Here is a 13,569-nt window from a genome sequence, read left to right as displayed (position 1 = left end):
ACATCGACGCATTCCGAGGACCCCCAGTGCGCTTTCGTCTGACCCCCAGGGAGACGAGCTTCTACGACATGTTCGCGGCCTCCGCGGACAACATCGTGACGGGCTCGAAGCTCCTGATGGAACTGCTCGGGGCGGATTCCTCCGCACGCGCCGAGATCGCCGAACGGATGCGGGCCGCGGAGCACGCGGGGGACGACGCGACGCACGCGATCTTCCACCAGCTCAACTCCTCGTTCATCACGCCGTTCGACCGCGAGGACATCTACAACCTCGCGTCGTCCCTCGACGACATCATGGACTTCATGGAGGAGGCCGTCGACCTGGTCGTGCTGTACCAGATCGAGGAGCTTCCCAAGGGCGTCGAGCAGCAGATCGAGGTGCTGTCCCGCGCGGCGGAGCTGACCGCGGAGGCCATGCCGAACCTGCGCACCATGGACAACCTCACCGAGTACTGGATCGAGGTCAACCGGCTGGAGAACCAGGCCGACCAGATCCACCGCAAGCTGCTCGCGCACCTCTTCAACGGCAAGTACGACGCCATCGAGGTCATGAAGCTGAAGCAGGTCGTGGACGTGCTGGAAGAGGCCGCCGACGCGTTCGAGCACGTGGCCAACACCGTCGAGACCATCGCGGTCAAGGAGTCCTGACCCTCCGTGGACACCTTCGCGCTGATCATGACCGTCGGGGTCGCGCTCTTCTTCACGTACACGAACGGCTTCCACGACTCCGCGAACGCCATCGCGACCTCCGTCTCCACCCGGGCGCTGACCCCGCGCGCCGCGCTCGCGATGGCGGCCGTGATGAACCTCGCCGGGGCCTTCCTCGGCAGCGGGGTCGCCAAGACCGTCAGCGAGGGGCTCATCCAGACCCCGCACGGGTCGAGCGGGATGGCCATCCTGTTCGCCGCGCTGGTCGGCGCCATCACCTGGAACCTCATCACCTGGTATTTCGGGCTGCCCTCCTCGTCCAGCCACGCGCTCTTCGGCGGCATGGTGGGCGCGGCGCTCGCGGGCGGCATCGCGGTCTACTGGTCGGGCGTGATCGAGAAGATCGTGCTGCCGATGTTCATCTCGCCGATCATCGGTCTGCTCCTCGGCTACCTCGTGATGTGCGTCATCCTGTGGCTCTTCCGCAAGTCCAATCCGCACCGGGCCAAGCGCGGCTTCCGTATCGCGCAGACCGTCTCGGCCGCGGGCATGGCCCTCGGTCACGGTCTCCAGGACGCGCAGAAGACGATGGGCGTCGTCGTGATGGCGCTGACCATCGCCGACGTCCAGGACCACAACGACATCCCCGTATGGGTCAAGGTCGCGTGCGCCGCGATGCTGTCGCTGGGTACGTACGCGGGCGGCTGGCGCATCATGCGGACGCTGGGGCGGCGCATCATCGAGCTGGACCCGCCGCAGGGCTTCGCGGCCGAGACGACGGCCGCCTCCGTGATGTACACGGCCTCGTTCATGTTCCACGCGCCCATCTCCACCACCCATGTGATCACCTCCGCGATCATGGGCGTCGGCGCGACCAAGCGGGTCAGCGCGGTGCGCTGGGGCGTCGCGAAGAACATCATCATGGGCTGGTTCATCACGATGCCGGCCGCCGCCGTGGTCGCCGCGGTCATCTACTGGGCCGTGAAGCTGGTCTTCGGCTAGCCCCTTCTCCGACAGAGGCCCGTCCCCCTTTCCGGAGAGGGGGACGGGCCCAGATCGCCCGGCGGTGGCACCGCCATGCAGCACCGCCGGGCAGCCTTTCCGCGGCCGGTTCAGCCGTTGCCGGCTCGGCCGGGACGGCTCAGCCGAAGCGGCCGGAGATGTAGTCCTCCGTGGCCTGGACCGAGGGGTTCGAGAAGATCCGCTCGGTGTCGTCGATCTCGATGAGCTTGCCGGGCTGGCCGACCTCCGCGAGGTTGAAGAACGCGGTGCGGTCGGAGACGCGGGCGGCCTGCTGCATGTTGTGCGTGACGATCACGATCGTGAACTTCGACTTCAGCTCGCCGATCAGGTCCTCGATCGCCAGCGTCGAGATCGGGTCGAGCGCCGAGCAGGGCTCGTCCATCAGCAGGACCTGCGGCTCGACCGCGATCGCGCGGGCGATGCACAGGCGCTGCTGCTGACCGCCGGAGAGGCCGGAGCCCGGCTTGTTCAGCCGGTCCTTGACCTCGTTCCAGAGGTTCGCGCCCTTGAGGGACTTCTCGACGATGCCGTCGAGCTCCTTCTTCTTGAAGTCGCCGTTCAGCCGGAGACCGGCGGCCACGTTGTCGTAGATCGACATCGTGGGGAACGGGTTGGGGCGCTGGAAGACCATGCCGATGGTGCGGCGTACGGAGACCGGGTCGACGCCCGAGCCGTACAGGTCCTCGTTGTCCAGCATCACCTTGCCCTCGACGCGCCCGCCGGGGGTGACCTCGTGCATGCGGTTGAGGGTGCGCAGGAACGTGGACTTGCCGCAGCCGGAGGGGCCGATGAAGGCCGTGACGGAGCGGGGCTCCACGGTCATGGAGATGTCGTCGATCGCGCGGAAGCCGCCGTAGTAGGCGGAGAGGCCGCTGACGTCGATGCGCTTGGCCATGGGAATCACCGTCTTAGTGCTTGGGGGCCTTCCAGCGGGCGATGCCGCGGGCGACCAGGTTGAGGATCATGACGAAGGCGATCAGCACGAGGGCCGCTGCCCAGGCGCGGTCGTAGCTGGGCGCGTTGCCGTTGGCCCACTGCTCGTAGATGTAGTACGGCAGCGAGGACTGGGCGCCTTCGAAGGGGTTGGCGTTGATCTGGGCCGAGCCGAAGACCAGCAGCAGGATCGGCGCGGACTCGCCCGCGACGCGCGCGACGGCGAGCATGATGCCGGTGGTGATGCCGCCGACGGCCGTGGGCAGGACGACCTTGAGGATCGTCTTCCACTTGGGCACGCCCAGGGCGAGCGAGGCCTCGCGCAGCTCGTTCGGGACGAGCTTGAGCATCTCCTCCGTCGAGCGGACGACGATCGGCATCATCAGGATCGCCAGGGCCATGGCGCCCGCGAACCCGGAGTAGCCGAAGTCCAGGATGATGATCCAGAACGAGAGGACGAAGAGGCCCGCGACGATCGAGGGCACGCCCGTCATGACGTCGACGAAGAACGTGACGGCCTTCGAGAGCTTGCCGGTGCCGTACTCGACCAGGTAGATCGCGGTCAGCAGCCCGATGGGCGCGGCGATCAGCGTGGCGATGGCGACCTGCTCCAGCGTGCCGATCAGGGCGTGGTAGATACCGCCGCCCTCGTCCATCGTGATCACGCCGTTCATGGAGTGGGTCAGGAAGAACCCGTCCAGGACCTTGACGCCGCGGGCGATCGTCTCCCAGATCAGGGAGGCCAGCGGGATCACGGCGAGGATGAAGGAGACCCAGATCAGACTGGTCGCGAGGCGGTCCTTGGCCTGGCGCTTGCCCTCGACGGCCCCGCCGACGACGGCGGTCAGCACGATGTAGAGCAGCGCGGCTATGAGGCCCCACTGGATGCGGCTCTCCAGGCCCGCGACGGCGCCGATACCGACGCCGAGGAGCACGGAGCCGGCGGCGAGGCCCAGCGGGGCCCAGCGCGGCAGCCGGGGCTGGCGGAGTGTCGGGGTCGGGGGCTCCGGGGTGACCGGGGCGTCCGCGACGATGGTCTCGGTCATGCGTTCGCTCCCGAGTACTCCTTGCGGCGCGCGATGATCAGCCGGGCCGCGCCGTTGACCAGCAGGGTGATGACGAAGAGGACCAGGCCGGAGGCGATGAGCGCGTCACGGCCCATGGAACCGGCCTCCTTGAAGCCCGCGGCGATGTTCTGCGCGAACGTGCCGCCGCCCGGGTCGAGGAGGCTGGTGCCGATGAGGAAGTTCGGGGAGAGGACCGTGGCGACGGCCATCGTCTCGCCCAGCGCGCGCCCGAGGCCGAGCATCGAGGCGCTGATGACGCCGGAACGGCCGAAGGGCAGCACCGACATGCGGATGACCTCCCAGCGCGTGGCGCCGAGGGCGAGAGCCGCCTCCTCGTGCATCTTCGGCGCCTGCTGGAAGACCTCGCGGGAGACGTTCGTGACGATCGGCAGGATCATGATCGCGAGCAGGATGCCGACCGTGAAGAGCGAGCGGGCCGCACCGCCCTCGTACGCGAAGATCCCCGTCCAGCCGAAGTAGTCGTCCAGCCACTCGTACAGCCCGGTGAGCTGGGGGACGAGGAAGAGGATGCCCCAGAGGCCGTAGACGATCGAGGGGACGGCGGCCAGCAGGTCGATCACGTAGCCCAGGGGGGCCGCGAGCTTGCGGGGCGCGTAGTGGGAGATGAACAGCGCGATGCCCACGGCGACGGGGACGGCGATCACCATCGCGATGATCGAGCTGACGACCGTGCCGTAGGCGAGGACCGCGATGCCGAACTTCGGCGGGTCGGCGTTGGCCTCCCACTCGAAGGCGGTCAGGAAGTTGGCCTCGTCGGCGCTGATGGCGAGGGCCGCGCGCCAGGTGAGGAAGACCGCGATGGCGGCCATGATCACCAGCAGGGCTATCCCGGAGCCGCGCGAGAGGCCGAGGAAGATCCGGTCACCGGGCCGCGTGGCGCCCTTGCCGTTCGAGAGGGGCGCGGGCGGGGGACTGGGGGGAGAGTCTGTGGGCGGATTCGCTATAGCCATGGTTTCTCCGGTCTGGGTGCGGGCCGCTGCGGGGATCCTTCGCGCGGCCATGGCGGTGCACCGGATGGGGGGACGAGGCCCCGCCCCGGCCCGGCGGGGAGGCCGTCAGGGGGCGGAGCGGGGCTGCGTCGCGGGGAAGCGGTGACTGCGTCCGTCGGACCGTCAGGCCAGGGAGTCGACGGTGGTGCGGACCTTGGCGATGATCTCGTCGGGGATCGGCGCGTAGCCCTTCTCGGAGAGCACCTTCTGACCGTCCTCGCCGGCGGTGTACTTCAGGAAGGACTTCGTCGCGTCCAGCGACTCCTTCTTGTTGCCCTTGTCGCAGGCGATCTCGTACGTGACGAGGGTGATCGGGTAGGCGCTGTCGGCCTTGGTCTTGTAGTTCAGCTCCAGGGCGAGGTCCTTGCCCTTGCCGACGACCTTGGCGTCCGCGATGGCCTTGGAGGCGTTCTCCGTGGTCGCCTCGACGGGCTCGCTGGCGCCGGTGTCCAGCTTGACCGTGCTCAGGTCGTTGCCGGTCGCGTAGGACAGCTCGACGTAGCCGATCGCGCCGTCGTTCTGCTTGACGTTCGTCGCGATGCCGGAGGAGCCGTCGGCGCCCTGGCCGCCCTTGCCGGCCCAGGCCTTGGAGGGCTCGTACTTCCAGGCGCCCGGGGCCGCGGTGTTGAGGTACTTGGTGAAGTTGTCGGTGGTGCCCGACTCGTCGGAGCGGTGGAACGCCTGGATCTTGGTGCCCGGCAGCTTGGCGTCGGGGTTCAGCTTCTTGATCGCGGCGTCGTTCCACTTGGTGATCTTCGAGTCGAAGATCTTGCCGAGGGTCTCGGCGTCGAGGACGAGGTCGTCCACGCCCTTCAGGTTGTACGTGACCGCCACGGGACCGCCGACCATCGGCAGGTCGATCGCCTGGCCGCCCTTGCAGACCTTCTTGGACTGCTGGACCTCCTTCGGCTCCAGCGCCGAGTCGGAGCCCGCGAAGGCGGTCTTGCCCTGGAGGAACTCCTGGATGCCCGCGCCGGAACCGGTGGGCTTGTAGTTGAGCTGGGTGCTGCTGCACGCCGACTGGTAGGTCTGCGTCCAGATGTCCATCGCGTTCTTCTGCGCGCTGGAGCCGGAGGCGAGCAGCTTGCCCTCACCATCGCACTTGATCTTGCTGGCGGCCTTGGTGGTGTCGCCGCCGGAGCCGCCGGAGTTGTCGTCCGAGCCGCAGGCGGTGAGGACCAGGGCGCCGGAGACCGCGATAGCGCCGAGCGCGACGGCGCGGAGCCGGTTCGTGCGCTGAAGCTTCACTTTGGTTCAGTTCCTTCCTGGGGCCCGCCGGACCGAGGCGGCGGCGCGCGGTGTTGAAGTGCGGCCCGGAGGGGGCCGGCTCTTGGGTTTTTCTGCGTCTATCTGGCTATGCGGCGCACCTCCCGTCGTAGGCGGTGGCGCGCTCTGCGTAAGGCCGAAATTAGGCAGAAGAGGTGAATCGGCCAACGGAGCTGAGTGAACGCAGGGTGAACCTCGTCCGTACGCCTGGCGCGGTTCCGCTCACCGGGGCGGAGACGGTGAAGCGGTCGCGCGCGGGGGCGGGCCGGGCCGCGCGCGGAGGGTGAGCGGGGAGCCCCGGGGGAGGGTGCGGGAAAAGTGTCGCAGCACATGCGCGTGCCCGGCGCAAACACGCCCAGACCCGCGAGTAGGCGTAGCTCTGTTCGTTTCGAGGATCACATGGCAACATCCGCTGCGTTGACGTCGGTTGACCAGACGAACTGGGGGTGGGCCGGGTGACCAGGCCGGAGACCGGGCGCCGTGCGGTGATCGTCGTGGCGTGTGCCATGGGAATGCTGGCCGGGCCCGCGCTGGGCGCCGCGAGCGCGCAGCCCGCACCGCCGGACGTCCCGCCGGGCGGGAAGAAGCCCAGCCTGGAGCAGGTCCGCAAGGAGATCGAGCGGCTGCACGACAAGGCGGGCTCGGCCACGGACGCGTACAACGCGGCGGAGGCCAAGACCAAGAAGCAGCAGAAGGCCATCGTCAAGATCGCCAAGAAGATCGACGACACCCAGGGCAGGCTCGACGGCCTGAAGGACACGGCGGGCGCGATGGCCCGCGCCCAGTACCGGCAGGGCGGCATGCCGGACGAGGCCAAGCTGATGCTGGGGAACGATCCGGAGAGCTTCCTGCGCGACGTCTCCCTCGTCCGCAAGGGCCAGCACGCCACGCGCGGCTTCATCGGCAGCCTGACCAGCACGAAGACCAAGCTCGACCGGTACGCGAAGAGCGCCACGGACGAGTGGAAGAAGCTGGAGGCCAACCGGAAGAAGAAGGCCCGCGCCAAGAAGAAGATCAAGTCGCAGATAGCGCGGGCCGAGGGGATGGAGTCCCGGCTGGCCGAGGCCGAGCGCAAGCGGCTGCGCGAGCTGGAGCGCCAGGCCGCCCAGGCGGCACAGGCGAAGTGGCTGAAATCCGACGCGATGAAGAAGCTGAAGAAGCTGGGCAAGGGCGCGGGCACCGCCTCCCCGGCGGGCAAGCGCGCCATCGCCTGGGCCACCGAGCAGATCGGGAAGGACTACGAGTGGGGGGCCGAGGGCCCCGGCACCTTCGACTGCTCGGGCCTCACGATGAAGGCGTGGGCGGCGGCGGGGAAGAGCATCCCGCGCACCTCCCAGGAGCAGTGGAAGAGCCTGCCCCGCGTCCCGGTCGAGAAGATGCGCCCCGGCGACCTGATCATCTACAAGAAGGACGCGAGCCACGTAGGGATATACGTCGGGGACGGCGCCCTGCTGCACGCCCCGCGCACGGGGCGTCAGATCACCGTGGAGGGCGCGGGCACCATGCCCATCCTGGGGGTTGTGCGCCCCGACAAGTGACGTTGGTCATGTACCCGCTCACTGCGACAGGCGGCGTCCGGACCAACTCCCCCTGAACCGGGGGCATATGCCAGAGGCGTTTTACTCTGCGCCATTCCGTACGCGCGCGCGAGGGCGCTAAGGTCCTCTCGGACAGCCCGGGATGACGTGCAGCCGACCATCGCACACCGCCCCGGGCCGACCGAGTGGCGGAGCCGTCTGGCCCGCCACCGCGCCCTCGGGGGGAGGGAAGAGGACACATCATGCCCGTAAGCGTGCGGCAGGAGAGCGCGGCGTTCCCGCCGCCGCCCTCCGGGGCGGACGCCGCGGACGCGACGGCTACCGCGGCCGCGACGGCGGACGCCACGGCCACGGCGGACGCGACGGCCGCTTCGGCGGCCGTGGGGAACGCTGTGGGAAGCGCTGTGGGAAACAGGGCCGTGGCGGGCGTCACGGACGCGGCGGCTGCCACGGACGCGGCGGCCGCGATGGACGACGCGGACGTCACTGATGCGGGGCCCGCCGTGGATACGGGTTCCGTTCCGGACGCGAGGTCCGTCACGGGCGCCGCTGTGGACGCGGGGTCTGCGGGGGACACGGGGTCCGCTGCGGATGTGGCGTCCATGACGGGCGCGGGGGCCATGGCGGAGTCCGTGCACGGTCTGACGCTGCTCGTCATCGAGGACGACCCGGCGGGCCCCGTCAGCGTGCCCCGGATGCTCGACGCCTCCGGCAGGCCGGTCCGCGTGCGCACCGCGCGGAATCTCACGGAGGCCCAGCGCCTGCTCACCGACGACGTCCACTGCATCCTGCTCGACCTCGCGCTGACCGGCGTCGCCGAGTGCGGCGAGCCGGCCGCGTCCGGTGAGGGCGGGAAGGGCCGGGAGCTGCCCGACGTCGCCGGCGAGCTGGACATCCTGCGGCACGTGCTGCGCCTCGCGCCCCGCCACGCCGTCCTCGCCCTCACCGACGGCGCCGATGCCGAGCGCGCCGCGGAGGCCGTACGCGTCGGCGCGCAGGACTACCTCTTCCGGGACGAGCTGGACGGCCGCCTCCTGAGCCGCGCCATCCGGTACGCGGTCGAGCGCAAGCGGGCCGATCTGGCCCAGCGGCAGCTCACCGAGTCCCGGCTGCGCGCGCAGGAGAACGCCCGCCTGGAGCGCGGGCTGCTGCCCCGTCCGCTGCTGGAGGGCAGCGAGCTCAAGTTCGCCGCGCGCTACCGCCCCGGGCGCTCCCGCGCCCTGCTGGGCGGCGATTTCTACGACACCGTCCGCACCGCCGACGGTGTCGTGCACGCCATGATCGGGGACGTCTGCGGCCACGGCCCCGACGAGGCGGCACTCGGCGTCGAGCTGCGCATCGCCTGGCGCGCCCTCACCTTCGCCGGGCTCTGCGGCGACGAGCTGCTGGGCAACCTGCAGAAGGTGCTGGAGCACGAGCGGGCGAGCGACGAGATCTTCGCCACGCTCTGCACGGTCGACATAGCCCCCGACGGGCGCAGCGCGGGCGTCTGCCTGGCCGGGCATCCCTCGCCGCTCTTCGTGGGCAGCGGCGGCGCGGCCCCGAGGCTGCTGCCGTACGACGAGGGAGGGCCCGCGCTCGGGCTGCTGCCCAAGGCCCGCTGGCCCCGCAGACAGGTGGAGCTGGGCCGCGCCTGGAGCCTGATGATGTATACGGACGGGCTGATCGAGGGCCGTATCGGCGGCGAGCCGGCCGGTCCGGCAGCCCGTGGCGGGCGTACCCGGGAGCGGCTCGGGCAGTCGGGGATGCTGAGCATCGTCGCCCGCCGGATGTCCGAGGGCGCGCGGGGCGAGGCCCTGCTGGACGCCACCATGGGCGACGTCCGCGCGCTCAACGGCGGAGAGCTGACGGACGACGTGGCCGTGATCCTGCTGGACCGCGACTGACTACCGCCCGTTGAACGGGCCGTACGGGCCGTCGCTGCTGCTTCCGCCGCCGCGGCGGCCACCGCGTCCCCCGCCCGCGACCTGCTTGAGCGCGGGGCGGACGTCCACGATGTAGACGATGCTGGCGATCAGGCCGACGAGCATGAGCAGCATGCCCAGCCCGGGGATCTGCACGAGGTTCACGACGACGGCAAGGCCGAGGAGAATCAGCCAGAACTGCTTGGTCTGCTTGTCCGCGGCGCGGTAGGCGTCCTCGCGCCGGATCGCGGCGTCGACGAAGGCGAACACGGCGAGGCCGAGCACCACGAGTGTGATCAGCCAAAGCAGTGTGCCGAAGCCCTCCATCAGCATGGTGTTTCACACTCCTGGTCCTGTGAGGTCAGGCGCTCCCGTCGCCGCCACCGTACCCCAGTACGAGGCGGTCGGACCGGGCACTCGAGCGATGCCCGGCCCATCCCGGCCGCGCCGGGCGTCCCGGCTGCCCCGGGCGCCCCGGTCGGTCACGACTCGGTCTTCGGCCCCGACTTCGGCCCGCTCTTCGGCTCAATCTTGGACTCGGTCTTCGACTCCGGCTTCGGGGCGGCCTTGCGCGTGGTGGTGGACTTACGGGCGGTGCCGCCGCCGTTCGTCTTCTTCGCCGCGGAGGGCTTGGCCTTGGCGGCTCCGGACTCGGGCTTCTCCGTGGCCGAGGCCGTAGGCGTGGAAGCCGTGGTCGTGCCGGTGGCCGTGGCAGAGGGTGCGGGCTCCTCGACCGGGGGCTCGGCGACCTTGACCGGCTCGCGCTCGACGGTGACCTGCGGGGCCTCGGACTCGTCCTCCCCGCGCCAGTTCTTGACGGCCTCGCGGCCGCGCACGGCGTACTCGTCGTAGGCCTCGCGGGCCTTGACCGCGTACTCGGCGGCGAAGCCGACGCTCTGGAGCGCCAGGTGCTGGGCCTGCTCGCGGAGCTTCTTGATGTCGGTGTCGATGCCGCCGAGCGTCTCGGTGACCTTGGCCTGGGTCTCCTTGGCCTGCTTGGAGACCTTCGCCTGGAACTCGCGGGGGTCCGTCTCGCGCACGGCCGCGATGCGCTGCGGCGCCTCTTCGCGGATCTTGTCGAGGACGCCCGCCGCGAAGTAGAGGGGGGTCGGGTCGGTGAGGGTCTTGCGCAGGTCGTTGGTGTTGGGCATGAGGGTGTGCCTCCGGTGAACTGGACGTGTTACGGGCTCTGTTCGGCGGCGGCCCCCGCGTCTCCCGCGACGGTGCCGTTCTCCTTGCGGAAGGACTCGTAGATCTGGAGCAGCGCCTGCTTCTGCTGATCGTTGATCGACGGGTCGGCCATGATCGCGGCCGGGACCTGGAGCAGGTCCTCGCGGTCGCGCTCGTCGAGGATCCCCGCCTGGACGTAGAGCGTCTCCGCCGAGATCCGCAGCGCCTTCGCCAACTGCTGGAGGATCTCGGCGCTCGGCTTCCGCAGGCCCCGCTCGATCTGGCTCAGATAGGGATTGGAGACCCCGGCGGCATCCGCGAGCTGGCGCAGCGACAGCTTCGCGTTCCGCCGCTGCTCCCGCAGGAACTCGCCGAGATTCCCCACATTGAGAGAGGCCATGCCCCCAGGGTGCACCCGAGTGCTAGCTTTTGCAAGCGACCCGCTTGCAAGTGTTCCCCTAGGGGATGCCGGGGATGTGTTCCCGCCCCTCCGGGCAAGCGTTCCCGCCGGGCCGGTGCCGTCCGGGAGCATGAGGCATGCGCCCGGACGACTGGCAACTCACCGACGGCATCGACGGCATCGACGGCTTCCTCGCCCGGGCCGGAGGCTTCCTGCGCTCGCGGCCCGCCCTGCACAACATGTCGCTGACGGACATCGAGAAACTCCGCGTTCGGATACGCGCGTGCATGCGCACGCGTATACGCGGCGCGGCCGAACGCGACGCCGGAGCCGCCGTCCTCGGCCGGCTGGAATCAGGGGGCGAGGTCCGCGCGGTCTTCTCTCTCGCCCCGCGCGGCCGCCTGGTCCTCACTCCTCTCTCCGCCGAGCAGGCGGACGCGCTCGCTGCTCGGCTGGCCGCCCTCGGCCGCTTCCCCGCCGACGTCATCGCGGACCACGACACCGCCGGGGCCTTCGCCGAGGCGTGGCGGCGGCGCACCGGCGCCGTGCCGGTGCCCTTCTGGCGGACTCATCTCAACCGTCTCGGCACGCTCGCCCCGCCGCGGCCGCGCCCGGCGGGCCGGGGCCGGGTCGCGGGCGGAACGGACCGCGAGCAAGTCGTGCGCTGGTGCCGGGAGTTCTGCGTCGAAGTCGGGGAGCGGTCCTCCGTCGACCTGATCGACGCCGGTTCCTGGGCCGCCTCGCGCTTCGGCGACAGGCACTTCACGTTCTGGGAGACCCCCGCCCCGGACGGCACCCCCGTCTCCATGGCGGCCGCGACCTCGCTCGTCGGCGGCATGGTCCGGGTGGACCCCGTCTACACCCCGGCACACCTGCGGGGCCGCGGCTACGCGGGCGCCGTGACGGTCGAGGTGAGCAGGGCCGCGCTGGCCGCGGGCGCCACGGATGTCGTCCTGTTCGCCGACCCGGCCAACCCCACCAGCAACGCCCTCTACCGGCGCATCGGATACGCCCACGTCGCCGACTTCGCCGGGTACAGGTTCTCCCCGGGCCGCGCTTGACGCATGCCGATATGGGCATATGATTGATCCATGGCACGAGCAGCGACGACGTCGGACGTCTTCAACGCGATCGCCGAGCCGCAGCGCCGGGAGATCCTGGTGCTGCTTCGGTCGGGTGAGCGGTCGGTGACCGAGTTGGCCCGGGAGCTGGAGATGACCCAGCCGGGGGCGTCCAAGCATCTGCGGGTGCTCCGGGAGGTCGGACTGGTGCGCGACCGCAGGGAAGGCAAGCAGCGGCTGTACGGCCTCGACGCCGCCGGGCTGCGTCCCGTCCACGAGTGGACCGGTGGTTTCGAGCAGTTCTGGAACGAGAGCTTCGACCGGCTGGACGCCTACGTGCAGGACCTGAAGCAGACAAGGCAACAGGCAAGGGAAGCGGAGTAACTGATGGGCACGACAGGACGAGGAGCGCCGTCGCACTCGCCGACAGCCGACCGCGAGATCGTCATCTCCCGGATCATCGACGCCCCACGGGAGCTGGTGTTCGAGGCGTTCACCGACGTCCGGCACCTGTCGGGATGGTGGGGCCCGGAAGGGTTCACCACCACCACGCGGGCCTTCGAGTTCCGCGTCGGCGGGGCGTGGGACTTCGTGATGCACGGACCGGACGGGACGGACTACCAGGAGTGGATCACCTGGACCGAGCTGGCCCCGCCGGAACGGATCGCGATGCTCCACGGCGAGACCCGCGACGACCCGAACGCCTTCGAGTCGGTTCTGACGTTCGAGCCCGAAGGCACGTCGACCCGCATCGAGATGCACACGACGTTCCCCACCAAGGAGCAGCGCGACGAGGCGGTCGAGAAGTACCACGCGATCGAGGCGGGCCGGCAGACCCTGGGCAACCTGGCCGCGTACGTCACCGAGAACCTGCGGAAGGGAGCTGAGGACTGATGGCCGGGAAGGTCTTCTTCAGCGTGTCGATGTCGCTGGACGGTTTCATCGCGCCCGAGTCCTCCGAGGACTTGATGGGGCGGCAGTGGATGGAGCTCCAGGGATGGGTCTTCCCGCAGCGGTTCTTCCGGGAGAACCTGAAGATGGGCGGGGGCGGCAAGGAGGGGCGCGACAACGACATCTTGCGGGAGACGTTCGAGCGCACCGGCGCGAGCGTGATGGGCAAGCGCCTGTTCGACGCCGGCGAGGAGATGTGGCCGGAGGAGGCGCCGTTCCACACCCCGGTCTTCGTCGTGACGCACGAGAAGCGTGACCCCTGGGAGCGGCCGGGCGGGACCACCTTCCACTTCGTCAACGACGGCATCGAGTCCGCCCTCGACCAGGCCCGCGAGGCCGCCGGCGACCGCGACGTACGCATCGCGGGCGGCGGCGCGACGATCCTGGAGTACGTGAACGCGGGCCTGGTCGACGAGTTCTCGATCGCGCTGTCACCCGTGCTGTTCGGCACCGGAGTCCGCCTGTTCGAGGGCGTGGACGCCGGGCGCGTGGCCCTGGAACAGGTCCGCGCGGAGCACTCCCCGAAGGTGACGCACCTGACCTACACCGTCCGGGAGCGGTAACCGTCCCGGACCCGGTGAGCGGACAGCCCTCCTGAT

At 70.0% G+C, this 13,569-nt stretch carries 15 protein-coding genes; 8 read left to right on the top strand and 7 right to left on the bottom strand.

Annotated elements, in window-relative coordinates:
* Positions 1-26 precede the first annotated feature (26 nt).
* Positions 27-647 carry a DUF47 domain-containing protein gene (locus ABD343_RS40525; RefSeq protein WP_344535880.1) on the top strand — a complete coding sequence of 207 codons (621 nt, stop codon included), beginning with the start codon at positions 27-29 and terminating at the stop codon, positions 645-647.
* A 6-nt stretch (positions 648-653) separates the two neighbouring features.
* The gene (locus ABD343_RS40520; protein WP_344535878.1) at positions 654-1,649 is read left to right on the top strand and encodes an inorganic phosphate transporter; all 996 of its coding nucleotides are present in this window, start codon (positions 654-656) and stop codon (positions 1,647-1,649) included.
* Positions 1,650-1,788: 139 nt separating this feature from the next.
* Here the strand turns inward: ABD343_RS40520 and pstB are convergent, their stop codons facing one another.
* The 4 genes from pstB to pstS form a co-directional block, all read right to left on the bottom strand.
* Entirely contained in the window at positions 1,789-2,565 is a 777-nt protein-coding gene (gene pstB, locus ABD343_RS40515) for a phosphate ABC transporter ATP-binding protein PstB (protein ID WP_344535877.1), read from the bottom strand.
* Positions 2,566-2,578: 13 nt separating this feature from the next.
* Entirely contained in the window at positions 2,579-3,649 is a 1,071-nt protein-coding gene (gene pstA, locus ABD343_RS40510) for a phosphate ABC transporter permease PstA (protein ID WP_344535876.1), read from the bottom strand.
* Positions 3,646-4,641: a phosphate ABC transporter permease subunit PstC gene (gene pstC / locus ABD343_RS40505; RefSeq protein WP_344535875.1), complete on the bottom strand. Its 996-nt coding sequence runs from the start codon at positions 4,639-4,641 to the stop codon at positions 3,646-3,648. Before pstC ends, pstA begins: the two co-directional genes overlap by 4 nt.
* Positions 4,642-4,803: 162 nt before the next feature.
* On the bottom strand, positions 4,804-5,928 hold the full coding sequence (gene pstS / locus ABD343_RS40500) for a phosphate ABC transporter substrate-binding protein PstS (protein WP_344535874.1): 1,125 nt from the start codon (positions 5,926-5,928) through the stop codon (positions 4,804-4,806).
* Between the two features lie 473 nt (positions 5,929-6,401).
* On the opposite strand from pstS, the gene ABD343_RS40495 reads away from it, so the two are divergent.
* Both ABD343_RS40495 and ABD343_RS40490 read left to right on the top strand, forming a co-directional pair.
* Positions 6,402-7,484 (top strand): C40 family peptidase, encoded by a 1,083-nt coding sequence (locus ABD343_RS40495; protein WP_425578390.1) that lies wholly within the window; start codon positions 6,402-6,404, stop codon positions 7,482-7,484.
* Between the two features lie 242 nt (positions 7,485-7,726).
* Positions 7,727-9,370, top strand: coding sequence for a PP2C family protein-serine/threonine phosphatase (locus ABD343_RS40490; RefSeq protein WP_425578389.1), 1,644 nt, complete (start codon positions 7,727-7,729; stop codon positions 9,368-9,370).
* On the opposite strand, the gene ABD343_RS40485 is transcribed toward ABD343_RS40490, so the two are convergent.
* The 3 genes from ABD343_RS40485 to ABD343_RS40475 form a co-directional block, all read right to left on the bottom strand.
* Positions 9,371-9,721 (bottom strand): DUF2516 family protein, encoded by a 351-nt coding sequence (locus ABD343_RS40485; protein WP_344535873.1) that lies wholly within the window; start codon positions 9,719-9,721, stop codon positions 9,371-9,373. It lies immediately after the preceding gene.
* Between the two features lie 149 nt (positions 9,722-9,870).
* Positions 9,871-10,539, bottom strand: a complete 669-nt coding sequence (locus tag ABD343_RS40480; protein ID WP_344535872.1) for a hypothetical protein — start codon at positions 10,537-10,539, stop codon at positions 9,871-9,873.
* A 29-nt stretch (positions 10,540-10,568) separates the two neighbouring features.
* Positions 10,569-10,958, bottom strand: a complete 390-nt coding sequence (locus tag ABD343_RS40475; protein ID WP_344535871.1) for a helix-turn-helix domain-containing protein — start codon at positions 10,956-10,958, stop codon at positions 10,569-10,571.
* Positions 10,959-11,095: 137 nt separating this feature from the next.
* Between ABD343_RS40475 and ABD343_RS40470 the strand changes: the two genes are divergently transcribed.
* The 4 genes from ABD343_RS40470 to ABD343_RS40455 are packed head-to-tail and all read left to right on the top strand — an operon-like array spanning position 11,096 to position 13,533.
* The gene (locus ABD343_RS40470) at positions 11,096-12,019 is read left to right on the top strand and encodes a GNAT family N-acetyltransferase (RefSeq protein WP_344535869.1); all 924 of its coding nucleotides are present in this window, start codon (positions 11,096-11,098) and stop codon (positions 12,017-12,019) included.
* A 30-nt stretch (positions 12,020-12,049) separates the two neighbouring features.
* Entirely contained in the window at positions 12,050-12,403 is a 354-nt protein-coding gene (locus tag ABD343_RS40465) for an ArsR/SmtB family transcription factor (RefSeq protein WP_344535868.1), read from the top strand.
* 3 nt (positions 12,404-12,406) lie between these two features.
* Entirely contained in the window at positions 12,407-12,913 is a 507-nt protein-coding gene (locus ABD343_RS40460) for an SRPBCC family protein (protein WP_344535867.1), read from the top strand.
* Positions 12,913-13,533 carry a dihydrofolate reductase family protein gene (locus ABD343_RS40455; RefSeq protein WP_344535866.1) on the top strand — a complete coding sequence of 207 codons (621 nt, stop codon included), beginning with the start codon at positions 12,913-12,915 and terminating at the stop codon, positions 13,531-13,533. Before ABD343_RS40460 ends, ABD343_RS40455 begins: the two co-directional genes overlap by 1 nt.
* Positions 13,534-13,569 lie beyond the last annotated feature (36 nt).

Source organism: Streptomyces albiaxialis (genome assembly GCF_039530985.1).
GTDB classification, from domain to species: domain Bacteria; phylum Actinomycetota; class Actinomycetes; order Streptomycetales; family Streptomycetaceae; genus Streptomyces; species Streptomyces albiaxialis.
This window is presented reverse-complemented; position numbering and strand designations above follow the sequence as displayed.